Here is a 20,562-nt window from a genome sequence, read left to right as displayed (position 1 = left end):
CTTTGCTACAGGCGCAGCTCTGCCACGAAATCGTAGGCATCGCCGCGATATATGGATTTGGTGAATTCAGCGACCCGGCCCGAGGGCAGGTAGGACACGCGCTCGATCCGCAGGCCGGCGGCCCCTTCGGCCACACCGAGCAGATCGGCGTCGTCTTGGCCCAAGTTGATAGCCGAGATTTTCTGGATGGCGCGGACCGGGCGATTCCCGTCCTGTTCCAGCACGTCATAGAGCGAAGTCGTGACGGCAATCGGGTTTGGCAGGATGTCGACGGGCAGCGCCGCACGCTCGATGGCCATGGGCCGATCATCGGCCATGCGCAGCCGCGAAATGCGCGCGACGGAATCGTTGGCAGACAGCGCCAGCGCGATGGTTTCTTCGGGTGACGGCAGGCAGATACTGCGTTCGAGCCAGACCGAGGTCGACTTCATCCCGCGCCGGGACATGTCCTCGGAAAACGAGGTCAGATGGGACAGCGATTGCTCCACCCGCTGTGCCTTTTCCGTGACGAACGTGCCCGACCCCTGCCGCTGAATGACTGTCCCCGACTCCACCAACGCCTGAATCGCGTTGCGCACGGTGACTCGCGACAGGCCGGTCAGAGAGGCAATCTCTCGTTCCGAGGGAAGGGACGCGCCGGGTGGCAGAATTCCAACCTCAGGGTCCATCGCCTTTTCGATCCGCTTGCGCAGCTGCACATAGCGCGGCCCCGCGACCTGATCGAGCCAGCCATCCGCCTTGAGATAATCGGTGATCTTCATGTCGTGCCTCCGCTTCGTGGCAGGCGCCGAGCGAGGGTCAGGGCCCCCGCGAGCGCGGAGTCATCCGGATTGGACAGTGCCCCGGCGATATTCGCAGGCAGGAAGTCTGCATATCGCTGTGCCAACCCGCCAATCGGGCAAAGCCGTTCCTCCCGTTTCCAGTCAAGCCGGTTGAGGCCGGACACGATATAGGCCGCGCCATCCTTCATCAGGGTGGTCGCGATTTCGTCTCCCGCCCTGGCCGCCGCAACGATTCTTGGTGCAAAATGGGCGAAATCCACCGGCCGGGCCGTTGCGGCAAAGCCGACTATTCCGGCGGGTCCGTTCAGTTCGTCCAGGATCTCGGTTGTCAGGGCAGACCCCTTAATCAGACCGTCTGATGCATGAAGGGCGCGTGACAATAGCTTTCGGCCAAGATCGGCGCCTGATGCCTCGTCTCCGAGGACGAAACCCCAACCGCCGATCAACTCAATATGATCGTGGGCACGCCGCGCAAGAAACGACCCGGTGCCTATGCCTATCACAGCGCCGTCATCGTCCCCCAGAGCGCCAACAACAGCGGCGATTCGGTCATCTTCCACCACGACATTGTCTATGTGGAGCGCCTCGGCGACGGTCGCGGCGATCTTCGGGCTGACAACCCCGGCAAGGCCCAGATAGGCCCGCGCATGGCGCAGGTCGTCAAGCGTCAGCCCGGCGGATTGTGCAAGAGATTCAAAGCCATTGCGAAGTGTGGCCAAGGCCCCGTGCAGGTCGGTCGAGACATTGGCCGACCCGCATTTGACCTCATACACGCGCGTGCCGGTATCGAGGGCAAGGCGGCAATTGCTGCCCCCACCGTCAACGCCGATCACGAGGTTTGACTTGGTCTGTGTCATGAAGAAACCATTACAATACCTTTATAGGAATTTCTAGGGGTGGTATCGAATTTTTACTACCAAAATAGGCCGAAATGCAGCAAGAACATTCCCTCTTGGCTTAAAGGTACGTAAATGGTATCTTCTGTTGTCAGGAGGGGGAATCACATGCCTCAACGCCAGACAGAACAGCTGCACGCCGCCGCCCGAGGGCTGGATATGCGCCCGGTTGAAGAGATCGGGGCCACATTGCTGGCCGGTCAGCTTGATGCGTTGCGGGCTGTTTCTTCTGCAACGGTGGACATCGCGCGGGGCGGTCAGCTTATGGCGGAGGCCGTTCGCGCTGGCGGGCGGCTGGTCTATGCAGCGGCGGGGTCGTCCGGCCTGATGGCCATGGCGGATGCCTGCGAGCTGGCGGGAACCTTCGGACTGCCACCGGAACGCACCCGTATCCTGATGGCGGGCGGTATCCCCAAGGACGCCGCGATGCCCGGTGACACGGAAGACGATACCAGCGAGGCAGAAAGCGCCGCAGCCGTCATTGCCAAGGGGGACGCGGTCATCCTGCTCAGCGCCTCTGGCCGCACGCCCTACGCCCTGACAATCGCAGCCATCGCACGCGACCGCGGGGCGCATGTGATCGGGCTGGCCAACAATCCCGGCACCCCGTTGCTGGCCCTTGCTGACGTGGCGATCTGCCTGCCCACCCCGCCCGAGGTCATCTCGGGCTCCACCCGTATGGGCGCGGGCACGGCCCAAAAAGCGGCTTTGAACATCATGTCAACGATCATGGGCGTTGCCCTGGGCCATGTGCATGACGGCATGATGGTCAACCTGCGCGCCGATAATGACAAACTGCGCGACCGCGCCATCCGCATGGTGGCCGATATCGCTTCAGTCCCGCATGAGCGGGCCGAAACCGCCCTTGCGACGGCAAATGGTCGGGTCAAACCCGCCGTCCTGCTGGCCATGGGCGCCGCAAATCTGACCTTGGCCGAAGACCTGCTGACAAAAGCAGACGGCCGACTTCGTGCCGCCATGGCGGCTTTGCACAGCCACGCCTGAGACGCGGGCTTTAACCAGGACCTTAGGGAGGAAAACCAAATGTCCATGAAGAAACTCGGCGCCGGCCTTCTGGCGACCACCATTCTGGCGGGAACCGTCGCGTCGGCCCAGGATGTGACCCTGACCATCGAAAGCTGGCGGAACGACGACCTGCTGCTGTGGCAGGACGTGATTATCCCTGCATTCGAAGCCAACCACCCCGGCATTCACGTGGAATTCACCCCCTCGGCCCCGGCAGAATACAATGCCGTCCTGAACTCCAAGCTGGAAGCGGGTTCCGCCGGTGACCTGATCACCTGCCGCCCCTTTGACGCCTCGCTGGCGCTTTATGAAGATGGCCACCTTGCCGATCTTAGCGACCTTGAGGCGATGGCCAACTTCTCCTCCGTGGCGCAATCCGCGTGGCAGACCGATGACGGCTCCGTCACCTTCTGCGTCCCGATGGCCTCGGTGATCCACGGCTTCATCTACAACGCAGACGCCTTTGCCGAGCTTGGGCTGGAAGAACCCACCACTGTGGATGAATTCTTTGCCGTTCTCGACGCGATCGAGGAAGATGGCGGCTACATCCCCATGGCCATGGGCACCAACGACCAGTGGGAAGCGGCCACCATGGGCTATAACAACATCGGCCCGAACTACTGGCGCGGGGAAGAAGGCCGTCTTGCCCTGATCGCCGGTGAACAGTCGCTGACCGATGAGGCCTGGGTTGCCCCCTATCGTCAGCTTGCCCGTTGGGGCGACTATCTGGGCCGCGGGTTCGAGGCGCAGACTTATCCCGACAGCCAGAACCTCTTTACCCTTGGCCGCGCGGCCATCTACCCCGCCGGGTCGTGGGAGATCACCGGCTTCAACGCGCAGGCCGATTTCGCCATGGGGGCCTTCCCGCCTCCGGTGCAGAACACAGGTGACGAATGCTATATCTCGGATCACACCGACATTGCCATCGGTCTGAACCCGGCATCCCCGAACGCCGAAGCGGCGCGCATCTTCCTGGAATGGGTCGGCTCGGAAGAGTTTGCCACGATTTACGCCAACGCCCTGCCCGGCTTCTTCTCGCTGTCGAATTTCGACGTGGCCATGGAAGATCCGCTGGCGCAGGAGTTCGTGTCCTGGCGGGGTGAGTGCAACTCGACCATCCGCTCCACCTACCAGATCCTGTCGCGCGGCACCCCGAACCTGGAAAACGAAACCTGGAACGCGTCGGCCCAGGTGATCCGTGGGGTGGAAACCCCCGAAGAGGTCAGCGCCCGCCTGCAGGAAGGTCTGGCCAGCTGGTACGAACCGCAGCAGTAACCTCCCTTGCTGCACATTGTCCGGGCGGCCCCCTTGCTGCCCGGACCCCAAGTCCCCGGAGGCCATGATGCGCAAACCCCCGATCAGATGGCATATCCTCGTGTTCCTCGCCCCCGCGGTGCTGGTCTACACGGCGATCATGATCATCCCGCTTTTCAACACCCTGCGGCTGGCCCTGTTTGATGAGGTCGACCGGACGCGCGTGTTCGTGGGGCTGGACAACTTCCGAACGCTGTTCGGGGACCCGCTATGGTCCGACGCGTTCTGGAATGCGCTTGGCAACAACTTCTGGTTTTTCCTCATTCACATGCTGGTGCAGAACCCGATCGGCATCCTTCTGGCCGCGATCCTGAGCCACCCGCGCCTGCGCTTTGCTGCGCTCTATCGCACCGCGATTTTCGTGCCCACGATCCTGAGTTTCGTCATTGTCGGCTTCGCGTGGAAACTGATCCTGTCACCGATCTGGGGCATCGCACCGGGGATGATGGATGCGGTCGGGCTTGACGCCTTCTTCCTGCCCTGGCTGGGTCTGGAAAGCACTGCGCTGACCACATTGGCGCTGATTTCCGTCTGGCAGTTTGTCGGCATCCCGATGATGCTGATCTACGCCGCGCTTCTGTCGATCCCGGAGGAGATTTTGGAGGCAGGCGAATGCGACGGCATCACCGGCGCTGCCGCCTTCTGGAAGATCAAGCTTCCGCTCATCCTGCCCTCGATCGGGATCATCTCGATCCTGACTTTCGTGGGCAATTTCAACGCGTTCGACCTGATCTACGCGGCGCAGGGCGCACTGGCGGGGCCGGACTATTCGACCGACATCCTTGGCACCTTCATGTATCGCACCTTCTTCGGCTTCCAGCTGCAACTGGGCGATCCGCATATGGGGTCAGCGATTGCCAGCGCCATGTTTGCGATCATCCTGATCGGGGTTTGTATCTACCTTTTCGGTATCCAGACCCGCATGCGCCGGTATCAGTTCTAAGGGGGAAGAGAGCATGAACAAGGCCCGCAGAAACCCCGTCAACATCGCCGCCGCGCATGGCATCCTGATCCTTTACACGGTCATCGCGCTGTTCCCGGTCTTCGTGATCCTGATCAACAGCTTCAAGACCCGCCGCGCGATCTTCCGCGAGCCGCTGGCCCTGCCGGATGCAGAGAGCTTTTCGACCGTGGGGTACGAGACCGTCTTCAATCAGGGCGATTTCTTTGGATACTTCCAGAACTCGATGATCGTGACTGTCGCGTCGCTGTTTTTCATTCTGCTCTTCGGGGCCATGGCCGCCTTTGCCCTTAGCGAATACCGGTTCAAGGGCAACACGTTGATGGGGCTCTACCTGGCGCTCGGCATCATGATCCCGATCCGTATCGGCACCGTCGCGATCCTGGAGCTGATGGTGGATACCGGGCTGGTCAACACGCTTTGGGCGCTGATCCTCGTCTATACCGCGCAGGGCTTGCCGCTCGCCGTCTTTATCCTCAGTGAATTCATGCGACAGGTGTCGGATGATCTGAAGAACGCGGGCCGAATCGACGGGCTGAGCGAATATACGATCTTCTTCCGGCTGGTTCTGCCGCTGGTGCGTCCGGCAATGGCGACGGTGGCGGTCTTCAACATGATCCCGATCTGGAACGACCTTTGGTTCCCGCTGATCCTGGCCCCGGCCGAGGCCACCAAGACGCTGACCCTCGGCAGCCAGGTCTTCATTGGCCAGTTCGTCACGGACTGGAACGCGGTTCTGTCGGCGCTTGGCATGGCGATCCTGCCTGTGATGGTGCTCTATGTCATTTTCTCGCGCCAGCTGATCCGGGGCATCACGTCGGGGGCGGTCAAATGACCCGCGTATTGATTGCAGGCCTCGGCAATATGGGGCTGAGCCACGCGCTTGCGCATCACCGTCACCCCGATGCGCAGATTGTCGGGTTGGTGAACCGGTCGGGCCATACGGATCACCCGGAGTTGCAGGACTATCCCGTCTTCACCGACTTCCATGCGGCTCTGGCAGAGGTCTCTCCCGAACTGGCCGTGATCGCCACTTACACCGACACCCATGCCGACTATGCCGTTGCGGCGATGCAGGCAGGCGCCCATGTCTTCGTGGAAAAGCCGCTGGCCATGACCGCGACTGAGGCACGGCGTGTCGTCGATTGCGCGACCGCGTCCGGGCGGAAACTGGTTGTAGGATATATCCTGCGCCATCACCCCTCCTGGATGCGGCTCATCTCCGAGGCGCGCGGGTTGGGCGGGCCCTATGTGTTCCGTCTGAACCTGAACCAGCAATCGACCGGTGAGACCTGGGAAACCCACAAATCGCTGATGCAGACCACCAGTCCGATCGTCGATTGTGGCGTCCACTATGTCGACGTCATGTGCCAGATCACCGACTCGGCCCCGGTGCGCGTCCATGGGATGGGCCTGCGCCTGTCCGATGAAATCGCGCCCGACATGTACAACTACGGCCAATTCCAGGTGATTTTCGAGGACGGATCGGTCGGCTGGTACGAGGCCGGGTGGGGCCCGATGATGTCGGAAACAGCGTTTTTCGTGAAGGATATCGTCAGCCCCAATGGCGCGGTTTCGATCACCGAAGGCAACAAGGGATCCTCCGACGACGTAGACGGTCACACCAAGGTGGGCGGGATCCTTGTCCACCGGCCCACAGGCGACCAGCTGATCGAGATGGAGGACGAACCCGGCCATGACGATCTCTGCGCCGCCGAACAAGCCTACATCCTGCGCGCCATTGCCGAGGATATCGACCTGACCCGCCATATGAATGACGCCGTGCAATCGCTGGCCATTTGCCTTGCCGCAGATGAAAGCATCCGCACCGGCAAACCGATCGACCTGAAGGACCGCACATCATGACCGCCCTCAGCCTGAAAAACGTCAATAAATCCTTCGGCTCCGTCCATGTGCTGAAAGACATCGACCTGGAGGTTGAGGACGGCGAGTTTGTCGTTTTCGTCGGCCCCTCCGGTTGCGGAAAGTCCACGTTGTTGCGGGTGATTGCAGGGCTGGAGGATGCGACTTCGGGCACGGTCGAGATCGCCGGTGAAGAGGTGAACGCCGTCCCCCCCGCAAAACGCGGTATCGCCATGGTGTTCCAGAGCTATGCGCTCTACCCGCACCTGACGGTGCGCGGCAATATGGCACTTGGCCTGAAACAGGAAGGCCAGCCGAAACAGGTGATCGAGGACCGCGTGGCCGAGGCTGCCCGGATGCTGTCGCTTGGCGAGTATCTGGACCGTCGCCCCTCGGAACTGTCGGGCGGTCAGCGTCAGCGGGTTGCCATTGGCCGGGCCGTGGTGCGCCAGCCCAAGCTGTTTCTTTTCGACGAGCCGCTGTCCAACCTTGACGCGGCCCTGCGCATGAACACCCGCGTGGAAATCGCCCGTCTACACCGGACCCTTGCTGCCTCGATGATCTACGTCACCCATGACCAGATCGAGGCGATGACATTGGCCGACAAGATCGTCGTGCTGCGCGATGGAAGGGTAGAACAGGTCGGCAGCCCGATGGAGCTGTACAACAACCCCGCCAATCAGTTCGTGGCCGGGTTCATCGGGTCTCCTGCGATGAACTTCCTGCCTGCCGAGATGGTTGGAGGCGCAAAGGGCCAGATGATCGGAATCCGCCCGGAATATCTGCGCATCACGGATCAGGGCCGTTTGCAGGCAACCGTAACCCATGTCGAAAATCTGGGTGGGGACACCAATGTTCTTGCGACGACGGAAGACGGGCAGCCTGTGACACTGCGCCTGTTCGGTCAGCACAGTATTCAGACGGATCAGGCGATCAGAATCGACTTTGCAGATACCGATTGTTTCGTTTTTGGACCTGATGGGAGCAGAATGCTGAAAGGGTTGAGCGGCTCGATGTCAGTTCTGGCGCGTGAGATAGTCCATCCTTAAACCATTCGACGAGAGGCTTTATCTCTTCGTCTCTTCAACGCATGATTGCGGTGCCAAGTCTGCAATGCTTGGCTTGCTATTGCTGCAACAGTAGACACACTAGCGGCAATGGTCATTGAGTAAGATCGTTGTACCGCCTGGCAGAGGATAGGATGCGCTAAGCAGTTGGTGTTCATGAACAAGGCAGGTTTGGGCAATTTGAATGAATGATCGTTTTACTGCCGCACGTGAGGCACAGTCCCGCGCCCGATTTCATCTGGCACAGGACGACGCGGCTGGTGCGTTGTCTGCCTTGGAAGCGGGGCTTGTGCAGTTTCCGGACGATGCGGTTTTGTGTGCGCAGAAGCTTGGCGTTTTGCGGCAGTTGGGGCGGGGTTCGGAGGCTTGGCTGTTCGGCCAATCCCTCCCGGTTTCCGTCCGCGACGGGTCGGTCCTGCCGATCCTGATCGAGCTTGCGCTGGAACATGACGATGGCGGAGCTGCGCGAGAGCTGCTGCGAGAGGCAGAGACCTCTGACATGAAGCGCGTGCGATATTTGCAGATCGCCAGAAAGGTGGTTGAGCAGACCGAGGGCGCGGATGCTGCCCTATTTCTGCTTGACGCGCACCAATCCGAAAGTGGCCGCAGCCCTCAACTGACACGGGAATACACGCGCCTGCTTGTTTTGGCTGGTCGCCTAGACGATGCCGTGGATGTTCTGGAAGCGGCGATGGCCCATTCGCCTTCGCCTTTGCTTATTCTGACGCTGGTCAAGTTGGAGCTTGGAAAAGGTCGCTTTGATCGTGTCGACGCACTGTTGCAGCAGCATTCTGGATTGGCCGAGACGCAGTCTGACTGGCATCTGTTTTCCATTCGGTCGGCGGATCGTCAAAGTGATCTGTCGCTGGCATTGTCTCGGGCTGAGGTGGCCGTTCAGCAGTTCCCCGACAATCGCGACCTGAATGAAGCTCATTGGCGGCTGCTGAGCCGCTTGGGTCAGCAGAGCAGCGCGATAGAGCACTGTCAGGCCTATGCTGAGCGCCGCTCTGCGCATCTTGCATCGCAACTGGCAGCCATTCGGTTTCTTTTGGCGGCCAAGCAAGAAGAGCCCTGCAAGGACATCATCGACCGAGCCGAACGTCTGGCTCCCGACAGCCTGGACGTCCTGCGCGCCCGCGCCCGATTTCATCTGGCACAGGACGACGCGGCTGGTGCGTTGTCTGCCTTGGAAGCGGGGCTTGTGCAGTTTCCGGACGATGCGGTTTTGTGTGCGCAGAAGCTTGGCGTTTTGCGGCAGTTGGGGCGGGGTTCGGAGGCTTGGCTGTTCGGCCAATCCCTCCCGGTTTCCGTCCGCGACGGGTCGGTCCTGCCGATCCTGATCGAGCTTGCGCTGGAACATGACGATGGCGGAGCTGCGCGAGAGCTGCTGCGAGAGGCAGAGACCTCTGACATGAAGCGCGTGCGATATTTGCAGATCGCCAGAAAGGTGGTTGAGCAGACCGAGGGCGCGGATGCTGCCCTATCTCTGCTTGACGCGCACCAATCCGAAAGTGGCCGCAGCCCTCAACTGACACGGGAATACACGCGCCTGCTTGTTTTGGCTGGTCGCCTAGACGATGCCGTGGATGTTCTGGAAGCGGCGATGGCCCATTCGCCTTCGCCTTTGCTTATTCTGACGCTGGTCAAGTTGGAGCTTGGAAAAGGTCGCTTTGATCGTGTCGACGCACTGTTGCAGCAGCATTCTGGATTGGCCGAGACGCAGTCTGACTGGCATCTGTTTTCCATTCGGTCGGCGGATCGTCAAAGTGATCTGTCGCTGGCATTGTCTCGGGCTGAGGTGGCCGTTCAGCAGTTCCCCGACAATCGCGACCTGAATGAAGCTCATTGGCGGCTGCTGAGCCGCTTGGGTCAGCAGAGCAGCGCGATAGAGCACTGTCAGGCCTATGCTGAGCGCCGCTCTGCGCATCTTGCATCGCAACTGGCAGCCATTCGGTTTCTTTTGGCGGCCAAGCAAGAAGAGCCCTGCAAGGACATCATCGACCGAGCCGAACGTCTGGCTCCCGACAGCCTGGACGTCCTGCGCGCCCGCGCCCGATTTCATCTGGCACAGGACGACGCTATGGGGGCAAAGGACGTGTTGAAGACTGTCTTCGACACTCCGAACCTGTCGCCTGACTTTGAGATCTTTCTAGCGAGTGTTGACAAGGCTATTGGAAACTACACCCAAGCCATAGACCGCTTGGAGAAGTCTTTGCGAATATACCCAGGGCATGCTCAGATGAGTTTGAAGCTTGCGCGTCTGCTTGTTCTTCTAGGTTATAGTGATCGTGCCAGAGAAGTGCTTGATAAGATGCCAAATGGTGGCATGATCCTGTCTCGGGAACAATGCCTGACGCGCGCCGCAATTGCATTGATTGAGGTTCAACCGGGGGAAGCCAAACAGTTCATCAAGCAGGCAATTGCATACGACCCGACAAGAGGAGAGCTCTGGAGCAAACGGTCGCAGATCGAGCTTGCTTTGGGGATGACCGCTGATGCCTGGCAAAGCCACCTAAAGGCGATGAAGCTTCGAGTCACAAACGATGTGACTGGCCGATCGAACAACAAGGTAAGAAGTTCTATTCCGGGGCAAATCCTGAACGAATACCGTCTTTCCGAGCCACCTGAGATCCAACGACACAGCGCTGTTGGGGCAGACCAGAGAAAGGCCATGCGTTACTTCCGGTCTCATCTTGAAGATAACCCAAGCAGCATGACCGCAGCGCTTTGTCTTCTGGGCGCAATGTGGAGGGCTGGACAAGTCACCGAGAGCTTTGATGAGAGTCGCCTCGATGCTCGATTAACCTCAAGGATTCCCAAGCAGGTATTCCAGTTCTGGGACAGCAGGGAATTGCCGGATCAGGTTGCCGCTGTCATCAACGAAAACAAGGCCTTAAACCCCGACTTCGAATTCAGACGGTTCAGTGAGCAGGAGGCGCGATCCTACCTTGCGGAGAAGGGCGAAACCGAAGCTTTGAGAGGATTTCGACTTGCTCCACACGCGGCGGCAAAGGCGGATATCTTTCGCCTTGCGGTCCTTTGGTATGAGGGGGGGGTGTACATGGATGCTGATGACCGCAGCCTGAATCCGCTTTCGTCATTCTTGAACCTGAGATGTCGATTTGTCGGCTTTCAGGAACCCATGATGAGCGTTGGGAATAACTTCCTTGCAGTTCAACCAAAGGATCCGATCATTCGGTCAGCGTTGGAAAGCGCTTCGATAGCCTTCAGCGCAACACAAGGAGAGAGCATCTGGCTGGCAACCGGCCCAGGTGCAGTGACAAGAGCGGTTGCGCTGCATGGTACAAAGAAAGACGGAACACTTAGCGCGGGCGTGTGGCTTATGCCAATGCATCGCTTGCAAAGGGATGTGGCTACCCACATCCGTCTATCTTACAAATCTACTGCTATGAACTGGTTTAGCACCCTAAAAACCGCACACTAGAGTGATTGGTGCAGCTGATGGTCGCAAGCTGACGACGAGCCAAGCACGGAAGGCATTGGCCACATGACGCATGAGCGGTCAGGAATCCATCACGATCCAGTATCAGGTGCCCATTGTTTGTACATGTCGGCTCATTCAGAGCGCGAGCAAAACCTGATCTGGACCTACTCTTCTGGCTATGTTTAAAGACAGACCAAGAGCGTTGCGGTAACAACAGCATCAAGCGGGGTGGTTTGAAGTCGGCCTACTTGGCGCAGGTTAGTACGGGTAAATTACCTTGGATCAACTTGAGCTGTGTAAGTGCCTTTCCGTTGGTCTGGTTCATCTAAGAACACGGAGATGAGAAGAAGTTTGGTCAGCATGGGCACCTCTTGCAGTTTACGCTGAAAGTTCTGACATCCTCTATTCGGGGAGCGAACCAGACAGAGCCTAGATGATCGGTTCAATCAGGTGGCTTGCGAATAATATGAAGCTAGAAGTTTGGAATGTGATGATGAAAAAATCAAATCAAATGCCGGTTGATTTCCCAATTAATGTTAGCAACTCAATTGATGACAATAGTAATGTTTCTCTGGAATGGAAGCACGGAACAATTGCAAGCACTTCCGCCAAGAAAATTGAGCTAAACGGCCAATCAATTCTTCATGTGTCGACGGAAGGCCAAGAAGGATGGGTCCGTCTTCATCTCGCCCTGTCGAAAAACTTCGACCAAGTCTCCGTCTTGGGTAGCCGGATTGTGCTGATGGTAGAACCAGGGGCAGTAAATCCGTCTATCAAGCCACATATCGTGGAATCCAACCTGTCCAGCGATAGCAGAAATACCTATCCAAAAGCGCCGGCACATTCCCGCAAAATCAAACCTGGGCAATGGTATGAGGTTTACGGAGCCTTCGCAGTAGGAAAGGCCAGAACCAATCGTCGCACTGATATCGTCTTGGATCTTCCGTTGAATGCTCAGATCCTTATTGCGGATGTCACTTGTGATTGGTTCGATGCAAAAGTTGCGGTGGATAAAGAGGAATCGATTAACGAACAAGTTGTTGATCCGATTGCGAACTTTGAAACTAAATCTACTTCCGACCTGGTGGGAACTTTGGAAGAATGCCCAATCTATTATCACAACTTCAAGTTGGAGGATGGTGGTTTATCCGGGCGGGCAATAACAAGGTCTAAGACCATTTATCTGTCAAGAGATGCATCAAAGGATGTTTCGCCGATCTCAATTTCCAAACCCGGCCAGTTCAATGGGATTGAAATCGAGGGCGCAGGCATAGAGTTCAAGATTGCCGAAAGCTTCTCAAAGGTGACTTCCGTCAGCTTGCGAAGCAGCCCAGAAGGTCGACAGCCGTTCTGGACCGGTTCCATCGGTAGTCGGACAATCAGCGAAGCGCCGAAGAAATCCTTGTCACCGCGCGACCGACAGGATCAGATGATACTCCTTTGGGCTCCGATTTCAACGGCAGGCCTCACTGTTCAATTGGAGCAGGTTACAGAGCTGCTTGAGAAGAACAAGTTCCCTTACAAGATTTCATATCACATGCAACCGCGCGTGGATCACCCGCTTCGCAAGCATTGGATTGAACCTCGCGATATTGATTCGCCTAAGATGGTTATTTATTTCGAACGTTTTGTGCAGTTTGACCGGGGATTTGAGGGCGCCTTCAAAGTGTTCTATATGAACCTGGACTGGCTTTCAGATAAGACCCTGTCTCTTGCGAAGGTTCATGCGAAGGCAGTGCTTTGTCCCACGCCCTACAGAATGGAAGAGCTGTCAGAGACCTTCCAGAATTCTCAAGTCTTGCATCTGCCGTGGCCCGCAAACTTCGAACCGAGAGATTCCGAAATAAAGACGGACCCTAAAGAACCGATCCGAGTACTTTACGTCGGAAACGACTATGATGATCATTCGCGGAAGCATCCCTACGAGGTCGTTGAGGCTATTCAGCGACTCACGCGAACCGATATTGTTTTTGATCTGAAGTTCCGAAGCGCGCTTCCCCAGGATGTGAAAGACAGCCTGAATCAGCACTCACAGGTCAATACTGTGATTGATTGGTCCACTGACTACGATGCCATGAAAGAGCTTTATGCGACGGCTGATATCAATCTCATTCCTAATGCCTGCGAGGGCAACGGACTATCTATCCTAGAAGCATGGGCCTCTGGCACTGTGCCAGCAGTTCTGGATGGTCATCCGATGAAAGATGTTACAAGTGCCGAAAACAGCTTTCGCATTTCCTGTGAAGAGACCGGCAAGCAAGAGTATGCCCCTTATTACAAGGCGACTGCCGACGACATTTTAGCTTTCTTGGATCGACTGACCTGGGATGAAGTGCGCGAGAAGAAGGAGGTTGTCCACGGCATGGTGCCAGAGCTAGTCGATCGCAAGAAACGGCTAGAAGAAGCGCTTTGCTCCTACGCCCTGCTTAGTGGAATACGGACCAAGGGATTGCGAATGAGGGTGGCTCAGGCGCATCTTCCTCGCGGCCACGAAAAAGACAAGTGGAAGCCGCGCTTCGGCAAGCGCGTAAGTGATCTCATGCTGTCGGAAGAAGGGCAAACGACGCTTCTGCGTAAGCCGAAACTTATCGATGTCATGATGACGACCTCGCAACGCCCATGGTGCTTGCGAGACAGCCTTGCTCAGCTGATTCAGGCCATGCGCATGTCGCCATATGATCACCGGCTGTTTGTCGCGATCGACACGCTGGACCCAGGGACTTTGTCGATCATCAACCAGTACAGTGCGGAAATTGATCAGGTTCTCTGGACCAAAGAGCGGCATGGCCTGCCTTATACTTGGAACAGCTTGAATGACCTTCAGCGCAACACGGTCAATCGTAGTGAGCTGAAGCCAGACTATATCTGCTATATACAGGACGATTGTTTTATCAAGGAACCGTCAAGCTACTTTGCCAGGATGGTTGGGCTCGCCAGTGAATGCATGCCAGGTTATCTCGGCTTCGTGTCGGGTTATTATACAGAGGTCCACCCGGGGTTCGCCGACTTCGAGTGGAAGGGTAATCGCGTGATCGCGAGTGATTCCATCGACGGCAAGAACTTCATGGGGACACCGGAAGTGATGGCCAGTGTCGGGCCGCTGTCCTGGTGGTTCTCCGATGGCCTTCGCCGCGGCAACCCCGGTCCTGTGCGTGGAAGCCACTTCGATCTTTGGCAGTGGAAGGAATCTCCAAATTCTCTAACTGAGCAGTATCGAATATCCTTGGTCTTGCCTGACCTTTGCAGTCATACTGCAGAAAAAGCCTCGGATTCCACGTGGAACAACGATACAAGCGAAGAGGCGGTAAAGAAACGCATAGAGCTAGACAAAATCTATAATACGCGAGATTAGCATGCAGGAACGAGGCTTAGAATATAAGAACCCAATTAGAGAAGCGAAGAGCAGGATAAAGGAAATGGAGAAGAAGGGAGAAAAGTTCATAGAACTGTCCCTTCCATCTCAAGAGTATCCGAACTTAAAGGTTGGTGAGGATAAGAGAATAAAAATTAATGTAACAGAATCGGCTATTCAGCTCATAAAAGAGAGAAAATCTCAACTTCGTTTGATCTTACCAGACACTCGTAAGCGACCATTCATAGCAATTGGTAGATTTCAGGGAGTAATCTCTCTGAATTTTCGATCTCCCAAGGCTGCCTTCATAATTGAAGATTGTAAAAATTTCAACCTTAGAGCGATGATGTATGAAGCGTCATATATCCACATTGGGCGTCAGTGTTCGAGTAATGATTGCAGTACAAATGTGTCTGGTGCTTCTATTGTTACTGGGAATGATTGCATGCTGTCTCACAACATTACACTACAGCCAAGTGATCAGCACGACATATTTGATCTGAGTACTGGGCGTCTTATTAACTATAAAAGGTCGATAGTATTGGGTAATCATGTTTGGCTTGGAAAGAATTCTTACATTGGTAGCGGTGTGAAAGTTGGTGATGGTGCAATCGTAGGCGCAAATGCGATCGTAACAAAGGATGTGCCGGATAACTCGGTAGTTGCCGGAAACCCAGCTAGAGTAGTCAGAGAGGGTGTTTCTTGGTCTCGCGAGTTTACGGTGATTCCTGGTATTGAAAACTAAACCTTCGGCATGGTAAGATTCGCGTTGTATGCCTGAAAGAGCATCAGCTCAGATAACTACAATTGGGGAGGTATTAGGATGCTTGTAGCATGTTTCGGAATTCACAAAAGTGCTAGTACATTTGCTTACAGAATCGCAACTCAAGTTGCCAGACACGTGTTTGAGGGAGACATACTTACAGGTTCAGATGTTTTGAAAATTAACAAAGCTTTCATGGAGGAAAACAAGAATCGTGTTTTGTCGCGGGATCTCGTAATGATTCAAAAAACGCATTCTGGAACAAATACCGATCTGTCTAAGTATGTAGCAGATGGCGACATTAGGGTCATTGCTAGTATCCGAGATCTTCGCGATGTTGCTTTATCGATGATCGATGCTGGTGCAGAGTCTAGAGCTGCTGGAAAGCTCAATCAAATGGCTGCGGTTCACACAATTGACGACGCAGTTGTTAAGATCAAGGATGATGTTGCCGCTCTTAATCGCTGGTCAAAGCTTTCTGGTACACTCTTTATTCCATACAATGAAATAAGAGTTTCACCTGAGTCAATCATTGGGAAGGTTTCAGTTTCTGTTTTCAACAAGCAGCTTTCTTCTGAGGAGTGTGATAAGATAAACGAATCCATCCCAAGAAGTACGATCCGGTTGAATAAGGGTGTGAAAGATCGCTATAAGAGTGAAATGTCTAGAGATCAATCAGAGAAGATACTTTCCACTTTCCCAGAATATTATGAAAAATTTAGATCATTACTTTGATGTTATTTAAAGGATTTGGTTCATTATGCTAATAAAGTTTTGGCACACACTTGATGTACAGACTATTTCTCGTTTCAGCACTATAAGTTGATGGCAGAGAATTTGGAGTGGGTAAGGGCGACAATAATTAAGCTAGACATCTAAATTTCTGGCTTTATTTTTTGCTGTGTAGTGGCCATTGGAGTGTGAATTCACACGAATGTGGAAAATGAAGTGAGATCGCAGAACTTAAGGCAGTGGGTGTCATGAAAATTACGCACCGAACACCATGTGTTTTCATGTAACCGAGATTCAAATTTTTGAGATTTATTCATGCGAACTGGCTCGTCAATACTCAGAAAGATTTCTAAAAATCCCCGCAACGTGTGGACACGACTAAAGGCTGTTCGTGAGTTGATTTCGGAAGAGATGTATTGCGAAGCTCGGTTCATTCTTGATGGCTTTCGTTATCATCCGGGATTAAGTCATGAAGTTTATGATGTTTTTGCTCGTAGATTGGAAGAGGCAGAGGCAAGTTCACCTCGAGTTAATAAGGTTAATAATCCTGCCGACTACCTGACACATCCAAGTAACCGGTTACGGCCAGATTTTCCACGCCTTAATAGCGAACGTAAAGTTCCTTCCCCATATCCAACGACAATGGCGTTGCCGGAACTTTTCGGCGAACGAAACGATTATCGGTTTTTGGAGGATGCAGCGACGCGGCTGGCTGGTGATTGCAAGGATACCATCAACAGGGCTCTGTTGCACAAATCGGTTGAAGGGCAGGCTTCCCCTTTCCCCGGACGGACTCATCCTACGGGCTCAGTGACGGGTATGCCAAGAGCGGTGTAGCGGTTGAGCACCGCGATCCGGATCTGGAGCTCAGCGACCTGCCGGTCGAAGTCTCTGGCCATCAGGCCTTGGCCAAGGAGTTTGACGCAGTGCATCTTCGTCTCTGCGCGGCTTCGTCGGTGATAGCCTGTCAGCTTTCGCCAGAGTGCCCGTCCGAGATATTTGCAGGCCCTCACGGCTTCGTTTCGCGCGATAGCACCCGCCGTAGTTGGCTTCCAGAGTTGCGCATTCTTGCGTGGTGGGATGACGGCAACGGCACCTCGAGCGGCAATCACATTGTGACATCTGCGCGTGTCATAGGCTCCGTCAGCGGTGACCGTGGCAATCTCTTGGTCGGGCGGGATCTGTGCCAGCAGGTCGGGTAACATAGGGGCGTCGCCGACGTTGCTTGTCGTGACACCGACTGCGCGGATCTCCAGTGTTTCCTCGTCCATACCAAGATGCAGCTTGCGCCAAAGGCGCTTCTTTGACCCGCCATGCTTGCGGGCATTCCACTCTCCCTCGCCCTCGGCTTTGATCCCGGTCGCATCGATCAGCAGGTGCAAAGGACCCGTTCCTCCGCGATAAGGGATGGCGACGCTCAGGGTCTTCTGGCGGCGAGACAGAGTGCTGAAGTCCGGCACTTTCCAGTCAAGGCCTGCCAACCGCAGCAGGCTTTCGACGAACCCGGTCGTCTGGCGAAGGGGCATGCCGAACAACACCTTTATCGTGAGACAAACCTGTATCGCCGCGTCGCTGAACTCGGGTTGCCGCCCGCGCTTGCCGGTGGGTGCCGCGTGCCAGGTCATATCGGGATCAAACCAGATCGATAGCGAACCGCGCTGCTTCAGCGCCGTGTTGTACGAAGGCCAGTTCCTGGTCTTGTACGTCATAAGGGACCAACTGCTCATGCTCGCCAGCTACCACGCTGGATTCACACAGGGAATCCCTCACCCCATTTGTGCAACAAAGCCCATCAACAGGGTACATATCCTATTCACTCCGTCTTCAAGCGCAGCTATCCCACTATTGCTAAAGAGTGTGGAGAAGTTGTCCTTTCATGGACGGGTGGATGTAAGCATCTTCCATCCAGCAGATACTGGCAAGGGTATCTTGGGGCGGAACCGGATTTTTCCCGGCGGTGGTGAGGTTCAGTTCCATTCCTTTCCCATTCTGAGTGACGCGGGAATTGAGCGCGTCGACCACGTTGTCCAGAGTTCCGATCTGATTGTATTTCTTAGCGGTGAGATTGTTTTGGATAAGCTCGCGCTGTTGAGAGCCAAGCACCTTCTTTCGATTTCAGATCGCCTTGCGCTGCCCATTATCGAGATGCCGTTGACGTCAGACCCAACGGTTGGGCCCTTCACAAAAAGCGCACTGCGCACTGCATTTACTGGTCGGTATCCGTTTCGGGATATACAAGGTCTGAACATCGCGACCACGGCAAGGTTGTTGAAGCGAACAGGCGGACTTGATTCCCGGTTTTCGAGCACCCTTCTTGCGTCCAGGGAAATCGCCTATCGGATGTTCAGCTGTGGCTCCTACTTCAGCCCACTGGCGATTCCCAAACTGACGCCCCTGCAAGATGCGGACATGCATCCTGAAGACAGTCAGACATACCTGAACACTTGTCCCAATCATTGGGACCGAAAGAAAGACAATCTGTTCGACGTTCCGAAGGTCAGTGTCTACATTCCCGCGTACAATGCCAGCAGATACATCGAGCGTGCGATTAATAGCGTTCTTGAACAGGATGTCGTCGATCTTAACGTTTGCATTGCAAATGACGGCTCGCGCGACAAGACGCTTCAGGTTTTGGAGGCGCGCTATAGGGATGAACCGAGGGTGCTTTGGGTGGACAATCCAAACGGTGGAATTGGCTTTGCATCCAATCAGGCTATTCGCGCCTCTAAAAGTCTCTATGTTGGTCAGCTTGATTCCGATGACTGCTTGAAACCGGGTGCTGTGCGTCGGTTGATGGAGTATTTAGATGAGCATTCAGAAATTGTTTGCGCCTACGGCTCCTGCGAACGAATTGATCCAGAAGGAAAAATTCTGAAAAACGAGTATAGTTGGCCCGTCTTCTCACGAGAGAAGATGATGATTACGTCGATCGTTCACCATTTCCGAATGTTCCGCCGGCAAGCGTGGGAACGGACCACGGGGTTCCGCGAGGACATTGCCAATGCGGTCGACTACGACATCTTTCTGAAGCTCAGCGAGGTTGGAAGGTTTCATCACGTTGACGAGGTTCTTTACCAGCGTAGGTGGCATAACGAGAATACGTCAAAGGTGAACGAAGGCCTCCAGACCGAAAACACATATCGCGTACTTACAGAAGCCCTAAGGCGAACCGGGTTGCTGCCATTTTGGGAAGTTTCGGTGCCAGATCCGGATGAACCCAGGCGAGTGTCCTACAAGCTAAGAAGCGATAAGAAACTGGTGATGTTCTGGCCGGACTACACCCGGTACAATCCTTACCAGAAGCTTCTCTATGGAAAGTTACGACACAACGCCCAGATCGTTGCCGGAGATGTGGACGCAGCTCTAATGGCAGTAGATAAGCTGGAAGATCCCGCGCAGCTTGTGTTTCATCTCCACTGGACCAACTTTGTCTTCAAAGGGGTGAGCAACCCGTCGGAAGCGCGCAAGACTGCAGAAGCATTTCTGGAGAAGATTCGGAAACTTGCTTGGAAAGGTGCAAAGGTTGTGTGGACGATCCACAATCACATGTCGCATGACGGCCCATTTCCAGACGTCGAGACCTGGTTGTCAGGGGAACTAGCCAAGGCCTGCCACAAACTGCATTTTCACTCGGAATCGTCTGTTCCCGAAGTGTCAGCTGTGTTCGACATCCCGCGCGAGAAAGTCCTTATTTCACAACATGGAAGCTATGTTGGACAGTATCCAGATTACATCACGCGCCAAGATGCGCGCGAAGAACTGGGCATAGATCCGGATGATGATGTTATCATTTTCACAGGCCTGGTTCGACCATACAAAGGTGTAGATCAGCTGGTGGCCTGTTTCCGCAAGATGTTGAAAGAACGGCCCAAGCTGCGGCTTCTTATCGTGGGCGAGATGCGTTTTGACCCATTCAAACGGCTTTCCCCTGCGCTGAGTACAGAAGAAAAATCTCGGATCACTGCCACAGATCGCTTCGCGGATGATGAAGAAATGCAGAAGTTCTTTCGGGCCGCCGATTTCGCGGTCTATCCCTATAGAAAGGTTCTGACATCGGGTTCGCTATTGTTCGCGCTAAGCTTCGGTGTTCCAACGATTATTCCATGCGTCGGCATGACCAGGGAGGTGCTTGAAGACACGAACGCGGGCCTGTTGTATGATGGAACAACAGAAGGGTTGGTTGCCGCGGTGAAAGAAATGCTAGACAAGAAGCAAGCTGGGGATCTAGGCGCAATGTCAGCGAGTGCTTTCGACACCGCAACGTCGATTTCATGGCCTGACCTTAATCAGATCATCGTCTAGCTGATCTGATAAGGGCAGAAGAACAGGTGGATTGATGAATTCGGCCGCAACCAAGTGAG

The 20,562-nt window shown here is 55.2% G+C and carries 15 protein-coding genes; 12 read left to right on the top strand and 3 right to left on the bottom strand.

Going from position 1 to position 20,562, the window contains the following annotated elements:
- Positions 1 to 5: 5 nt before the first annotated feature.
- Both ACOOEX_RS19455 and ACOOEX_RS19450 read right to left on the bottom strand, forming a co-directional pair.
- Complete coding sequence (locus ACOOEX_RS19455) at positions 6 to 761, bottom strand: GntR family transcriptional regulator (RefSeq protein WP_420396379.1); 756 nt, start codon at positions 759 to 761, stop codon at positions 6 to 8.
- Complete coding sequence (locus ACOOEX_RS19450; protein ID WP_420396378.1) at positions 758 to 1,639, bottom strand: BadF/BadG/BcrA/BcrD ATPase family protein; 882 nt, start codon at positions 1,637 to 1,639, stop codon at positions 758 to 760. The genes ACOOEX_RS19455 and ACOOEX_RS19450 overlap by 4 nt, the downstream gene beginning before the upstream one ends.
- Before the next feature lie 147 nt (positions 1,640 to 1,786).
- Between ACOOEX_RS19450 and ACOOEX_RS19445 the strand changes: the two genes are divergently transcribed.
- From ACOOEX_RS19445 to ACOOEX_RS19395, 11 genes are all read left to right on the top strand, one after another.
- On the top strand, positions 1,787 to 2,683 hold the full coding sequence (locus ACOOEX_RS19445) for an N-acetylmuramic acid 6-phosphate etherase (RefSeq protein WP_420396377.1): 897 nt from the start codon (positions 1,787 to 1,789) through the stop codon (positions 2,681 to 2,683).
- A 39-nt stretch (positions 2,684 to 2,722) separates the two neighbouring features.
- Positions 2,723 to 3,979 (top strand): ABC transporter substrate-binding protein, encoded by a 1,257-nt coding sequence (locus tag ACOOEX_RS19440; RefSeq protein WP_420396376.1) that lies wholly within the window; start codon positions 2,723 to 2,725, stop codon positions 3,977 to 3,979.
- A 67-nt stretch (positions 3,980 to 4,046) separates the two neighbouring features.
- Complete coding sequence (locus tag ACOOEX_RS19435; protein ID WP_420398392.1) at positions 4,047 to 4,961, top strand: carbohydrate ABC transporter permease; 915 nt, start codon at positions 4,047 to 4,049, stop codon at positions 4,959 to 4,961.
- A 13-nt stretch (positions 4,962 to 4,974) separates the two neighbouring features.
- On the top strand, positions 4,975 to 5,814 hold the full coding sequence (locus ACOOEX_RS19430) for a carbohydrate ABC transporter permease (protein WP_420396375.1): 840 nt from the start codon (positions 4,975 to 4,977) through the stop codon (positions 5,812 to 5,814).
- Positions 5,811 to 6,845 carry a Gfo/Idh/MocA family protein gene (locus ACOOEX_RS19425; RefSeq protein WP_420396374.1) on the top strand — a complete coding sequence of 345 codons (1,035 nt, stop codon included), beginning with the start codon at positions 5,811 to 5,813 and terminating at the stop codon, positions 6,843 to 6,845. Before ACOOEX_RS19430 ends, ACOOEX_RS19425 begins: the two co-directional genes overlap by 4 nt.
- Complete coding sequence (locus ACOOEX_RS19420; RefSeq protein ID WP_420396373.1) at positions 6,842 to 7,891, top strand: ABC transporter ATP-binding protein; 1,050 nt, start codon at positions 6,842 to 6,844, stop codon at positions 7,889 to 7,891. The genes ACOOEX_RS19425 and ACOOEX_RS19420 overlap by 4 nt, the downstream gene beginning before the upstream one ends.
- Positions 7,892 to 8,093: 202 nt before the next feature.
- The gene (locus ACOOEX_RS19415; RefSeq protein ID WP_420396372.1) at positions 8,094 to 11,354 is read left to right on the top strand and encodes a tetratricopeptide repeat protein; all 3,261 of its coding nucleotides are present in this window, start codon (positions 8,094 to 8,096) and stop codon (positions 11,352 to 11,354) included.
- A 433-nt stretch (positions 11,355 to 11,787) separates the two neighbouring features.
- Positions 11,788 to 14,706 carry a hypothetical protein gene (locus ACOOEX_RS19410; protein ID WP_420396371.1) on the top strand — a complete coding sequence of 973 codons (2,919 nt, stop codon included), beginning with the start codon at positions 11,788 to 11,790 and terminating at the stop codon, positions 14,704 to 14,706.
- A gap of 64 nt (positions 14,707 to 14,770) precedes the next feature.
- Complete coding sequence (locus tag ACOOEX_RS19405) at positions 14,771 to 15,451, top strand: acyltransferase (protein ID WP_420396370.1); 681 nt, start codon at positions 14,771 to 14,773, stop codon at positions 15,449 to 15,451.
- 78 nt (positions 15,452 to 15,529) lie between these two features.
- The gene (locus ACOOEX_RS19400) at positions 15,530 to 16,204 is read left to right on the top strand and encodes a sulfotransferase domain-containing protein (protein WP_420396369.1); all 675 of its coding nucleotides are present in this window, start codon (positions 15,530 to 15,532) and stop codon (positions 16,202 to 16,204) included.
- 312 nt (positions 16,205 to 16,516) lie between these two features.
- Positions 16,517 to 17,038, top strand: coding sequence for a hypothetical protein (locus ACOOEX_RS19395; protein WP_420396368.1), 522 nt, complete (start codon positions 16,517 to 16,519; stop codon positions 17,036 to 17,038).
- On the opposite strand, the gene ACOOEX_RS19390 is transcribed toward ACOOEX_RS19395, so the two are convergent.
- Positions 16,996 to 17,928, bottom strand: a complete 933-nt coding sequence (locus ACOOEX_RS19390) for an IS5 family transposase (protein WP_420394792.1) — start codon at positions 17,926 to 17,928, stop codon at positions 16,996 to 16,998. The two genes, ACOOEX_RS19395 and ACOOEX_RS19390, sit on opposite strands and share 43 nt — an antisense overlap.
- Here ACOOEX_RS19390 and ACOOEX_RS19385 point away from each other — a divergent pair.
- A complete protein-coding gene (locus ACOOEX_RS19385) occupies positions 17,927 to 20,503 on the top strand; it encodes a glycosyltransferase (RefSeq protein ID WP_420396367.1) in 2,577 nt (858 codons plus the stop codon). The genes ACOOEX_RS19390 and ACOOEX_RS19385 overlap by 2 nt on opposite strands.
- Positions 20,504 to 20,562 lie beyond the last annotated feature (59 nt).

The sequence above is a fragment of the Nioella sp. genome (assembly GCF_965215655.1).
Classification (GTDB): domain Bacteria; phylum Pseudomonadota; class Alphaproteobacteria; order Rhodobacterales; family Rhodobacteraceae; genus Nioella.
Note: the sequence above shows the minus strand (reverse complement) of the source record. Positions and strands in the feature narration are given on the sequence as shown.

Excerpts from the sequence above, each read along its gene's own strand:
- ACOOEX_RS19410 (WP_420396371.1), top strand. The coding sequence starts at position 11,788 with ATGATCGGTTCAATCAGGTGGCTTGCGAATAATATGAAGCTAGAAGTT.
- ACOOEX_RS19425 (WP_420396374.1), top strand. The coding sequence starts at position 5,811 with ATGACCCGCGTATTGATTGCAGGCCTCGGCAATATGGGGCTGAGCCAC.
- ACOOEX_RS19385 (WP_420396367.1), top strand. The coding sequence starts at position 17,927 with ATGCTCGCCAGCTACCACGCTGGATTCACACAGGGAATCCCTCACCCC.
- ACOOEX_RS19445 (WP_420396377.1), top strand. The coding sequence starts at position 1,787 with ATGCCTCAACGCCAGACAGAACAGCTGCACGCCGCCGCCCGAGGGCTG.
- ACOOEX_RS19415 (WP_420396372.1), top strand. The coding sequence starts at position 8,094 with ATGAATGATCGTTTTACTGCCGCACGTGAGGCACAGTCCCGCGCCCGA.
- ACOOEX_RS19455 (WP_420396379.1), bottom strand. The coding sequence starts at position 761 with ATGAAGATCACCGATTATCTCAAGGCGGATGGCTGGCTCGATCAGGTC.
- ACOOEX_RS19435 (WP_420398392.1), top strand. The coding sequence starts at position 4,047 with ATGCGCAAACCCCCGATCAGATGGCATATCCTCGTGTTCCTCGCCCCC.
- ACOOEX_RS19390 (WP_420394792.1), bottom strand. The coding sequence starts at position 17,928 with ATGAGCAGTTGGTCCCTTATGACGTACAAGACCAGGAACTGGCCTTCG.
- ACOOEX_RS19395 (WP_420396368.1), top strand. The coding sequence starts at position 16,517 with ATGCGAACTGGCTCGTCAATACTCAGAAAGATTTCTAAAAATCCCCGC.
- ACOOEX_RS19420 (WP_420396373.1), top strand. The coding sequence starts at position 6,842 with ATGACCGCCCTCAGCCTGAAAAACGTCAATAAATCCTTCGGCTCCGTC.
- ACOOEX_RS19450 (WP_420396378.1), bottom strand. The coding sequence starts at position 1,639 with ATGACACAGACCAAGTCAAACCTCGTGATCGGCGTTGACGGTGGGGGC.
- ACOOEX_RS19400 (WP_420396369.1), top strand. The coding sequence starts at position 15,530 with ATGCTTGTAGCATGTTTCGGAATTCACAAAAGTGCTAGTACATTTGCT.
- ACOOEX_RS19430 (WP_420396375.1), top strand. The coding sequence starts at position 4,975 with ATGAACAAGGCCCGCAGAAACCCCGTCAACATCGCCGCCGCGCATGGC.
- ACOOEX_RS19405 (WP_420396370.1), top strand. The coding sequence starts at position 14,771 with ATGGAGAAGAAGGGAGAAAAGTTCATAGAACTGTCCCTTCCATCTCAA.
- ACOOEX_RS19440 (WP_420396376.1), top strand. The coding sequence starts at position 2,723 with ATGTCCATGAAGAAACTCGGCGCCGGCCTTCTGGCGACCACCATTCTG.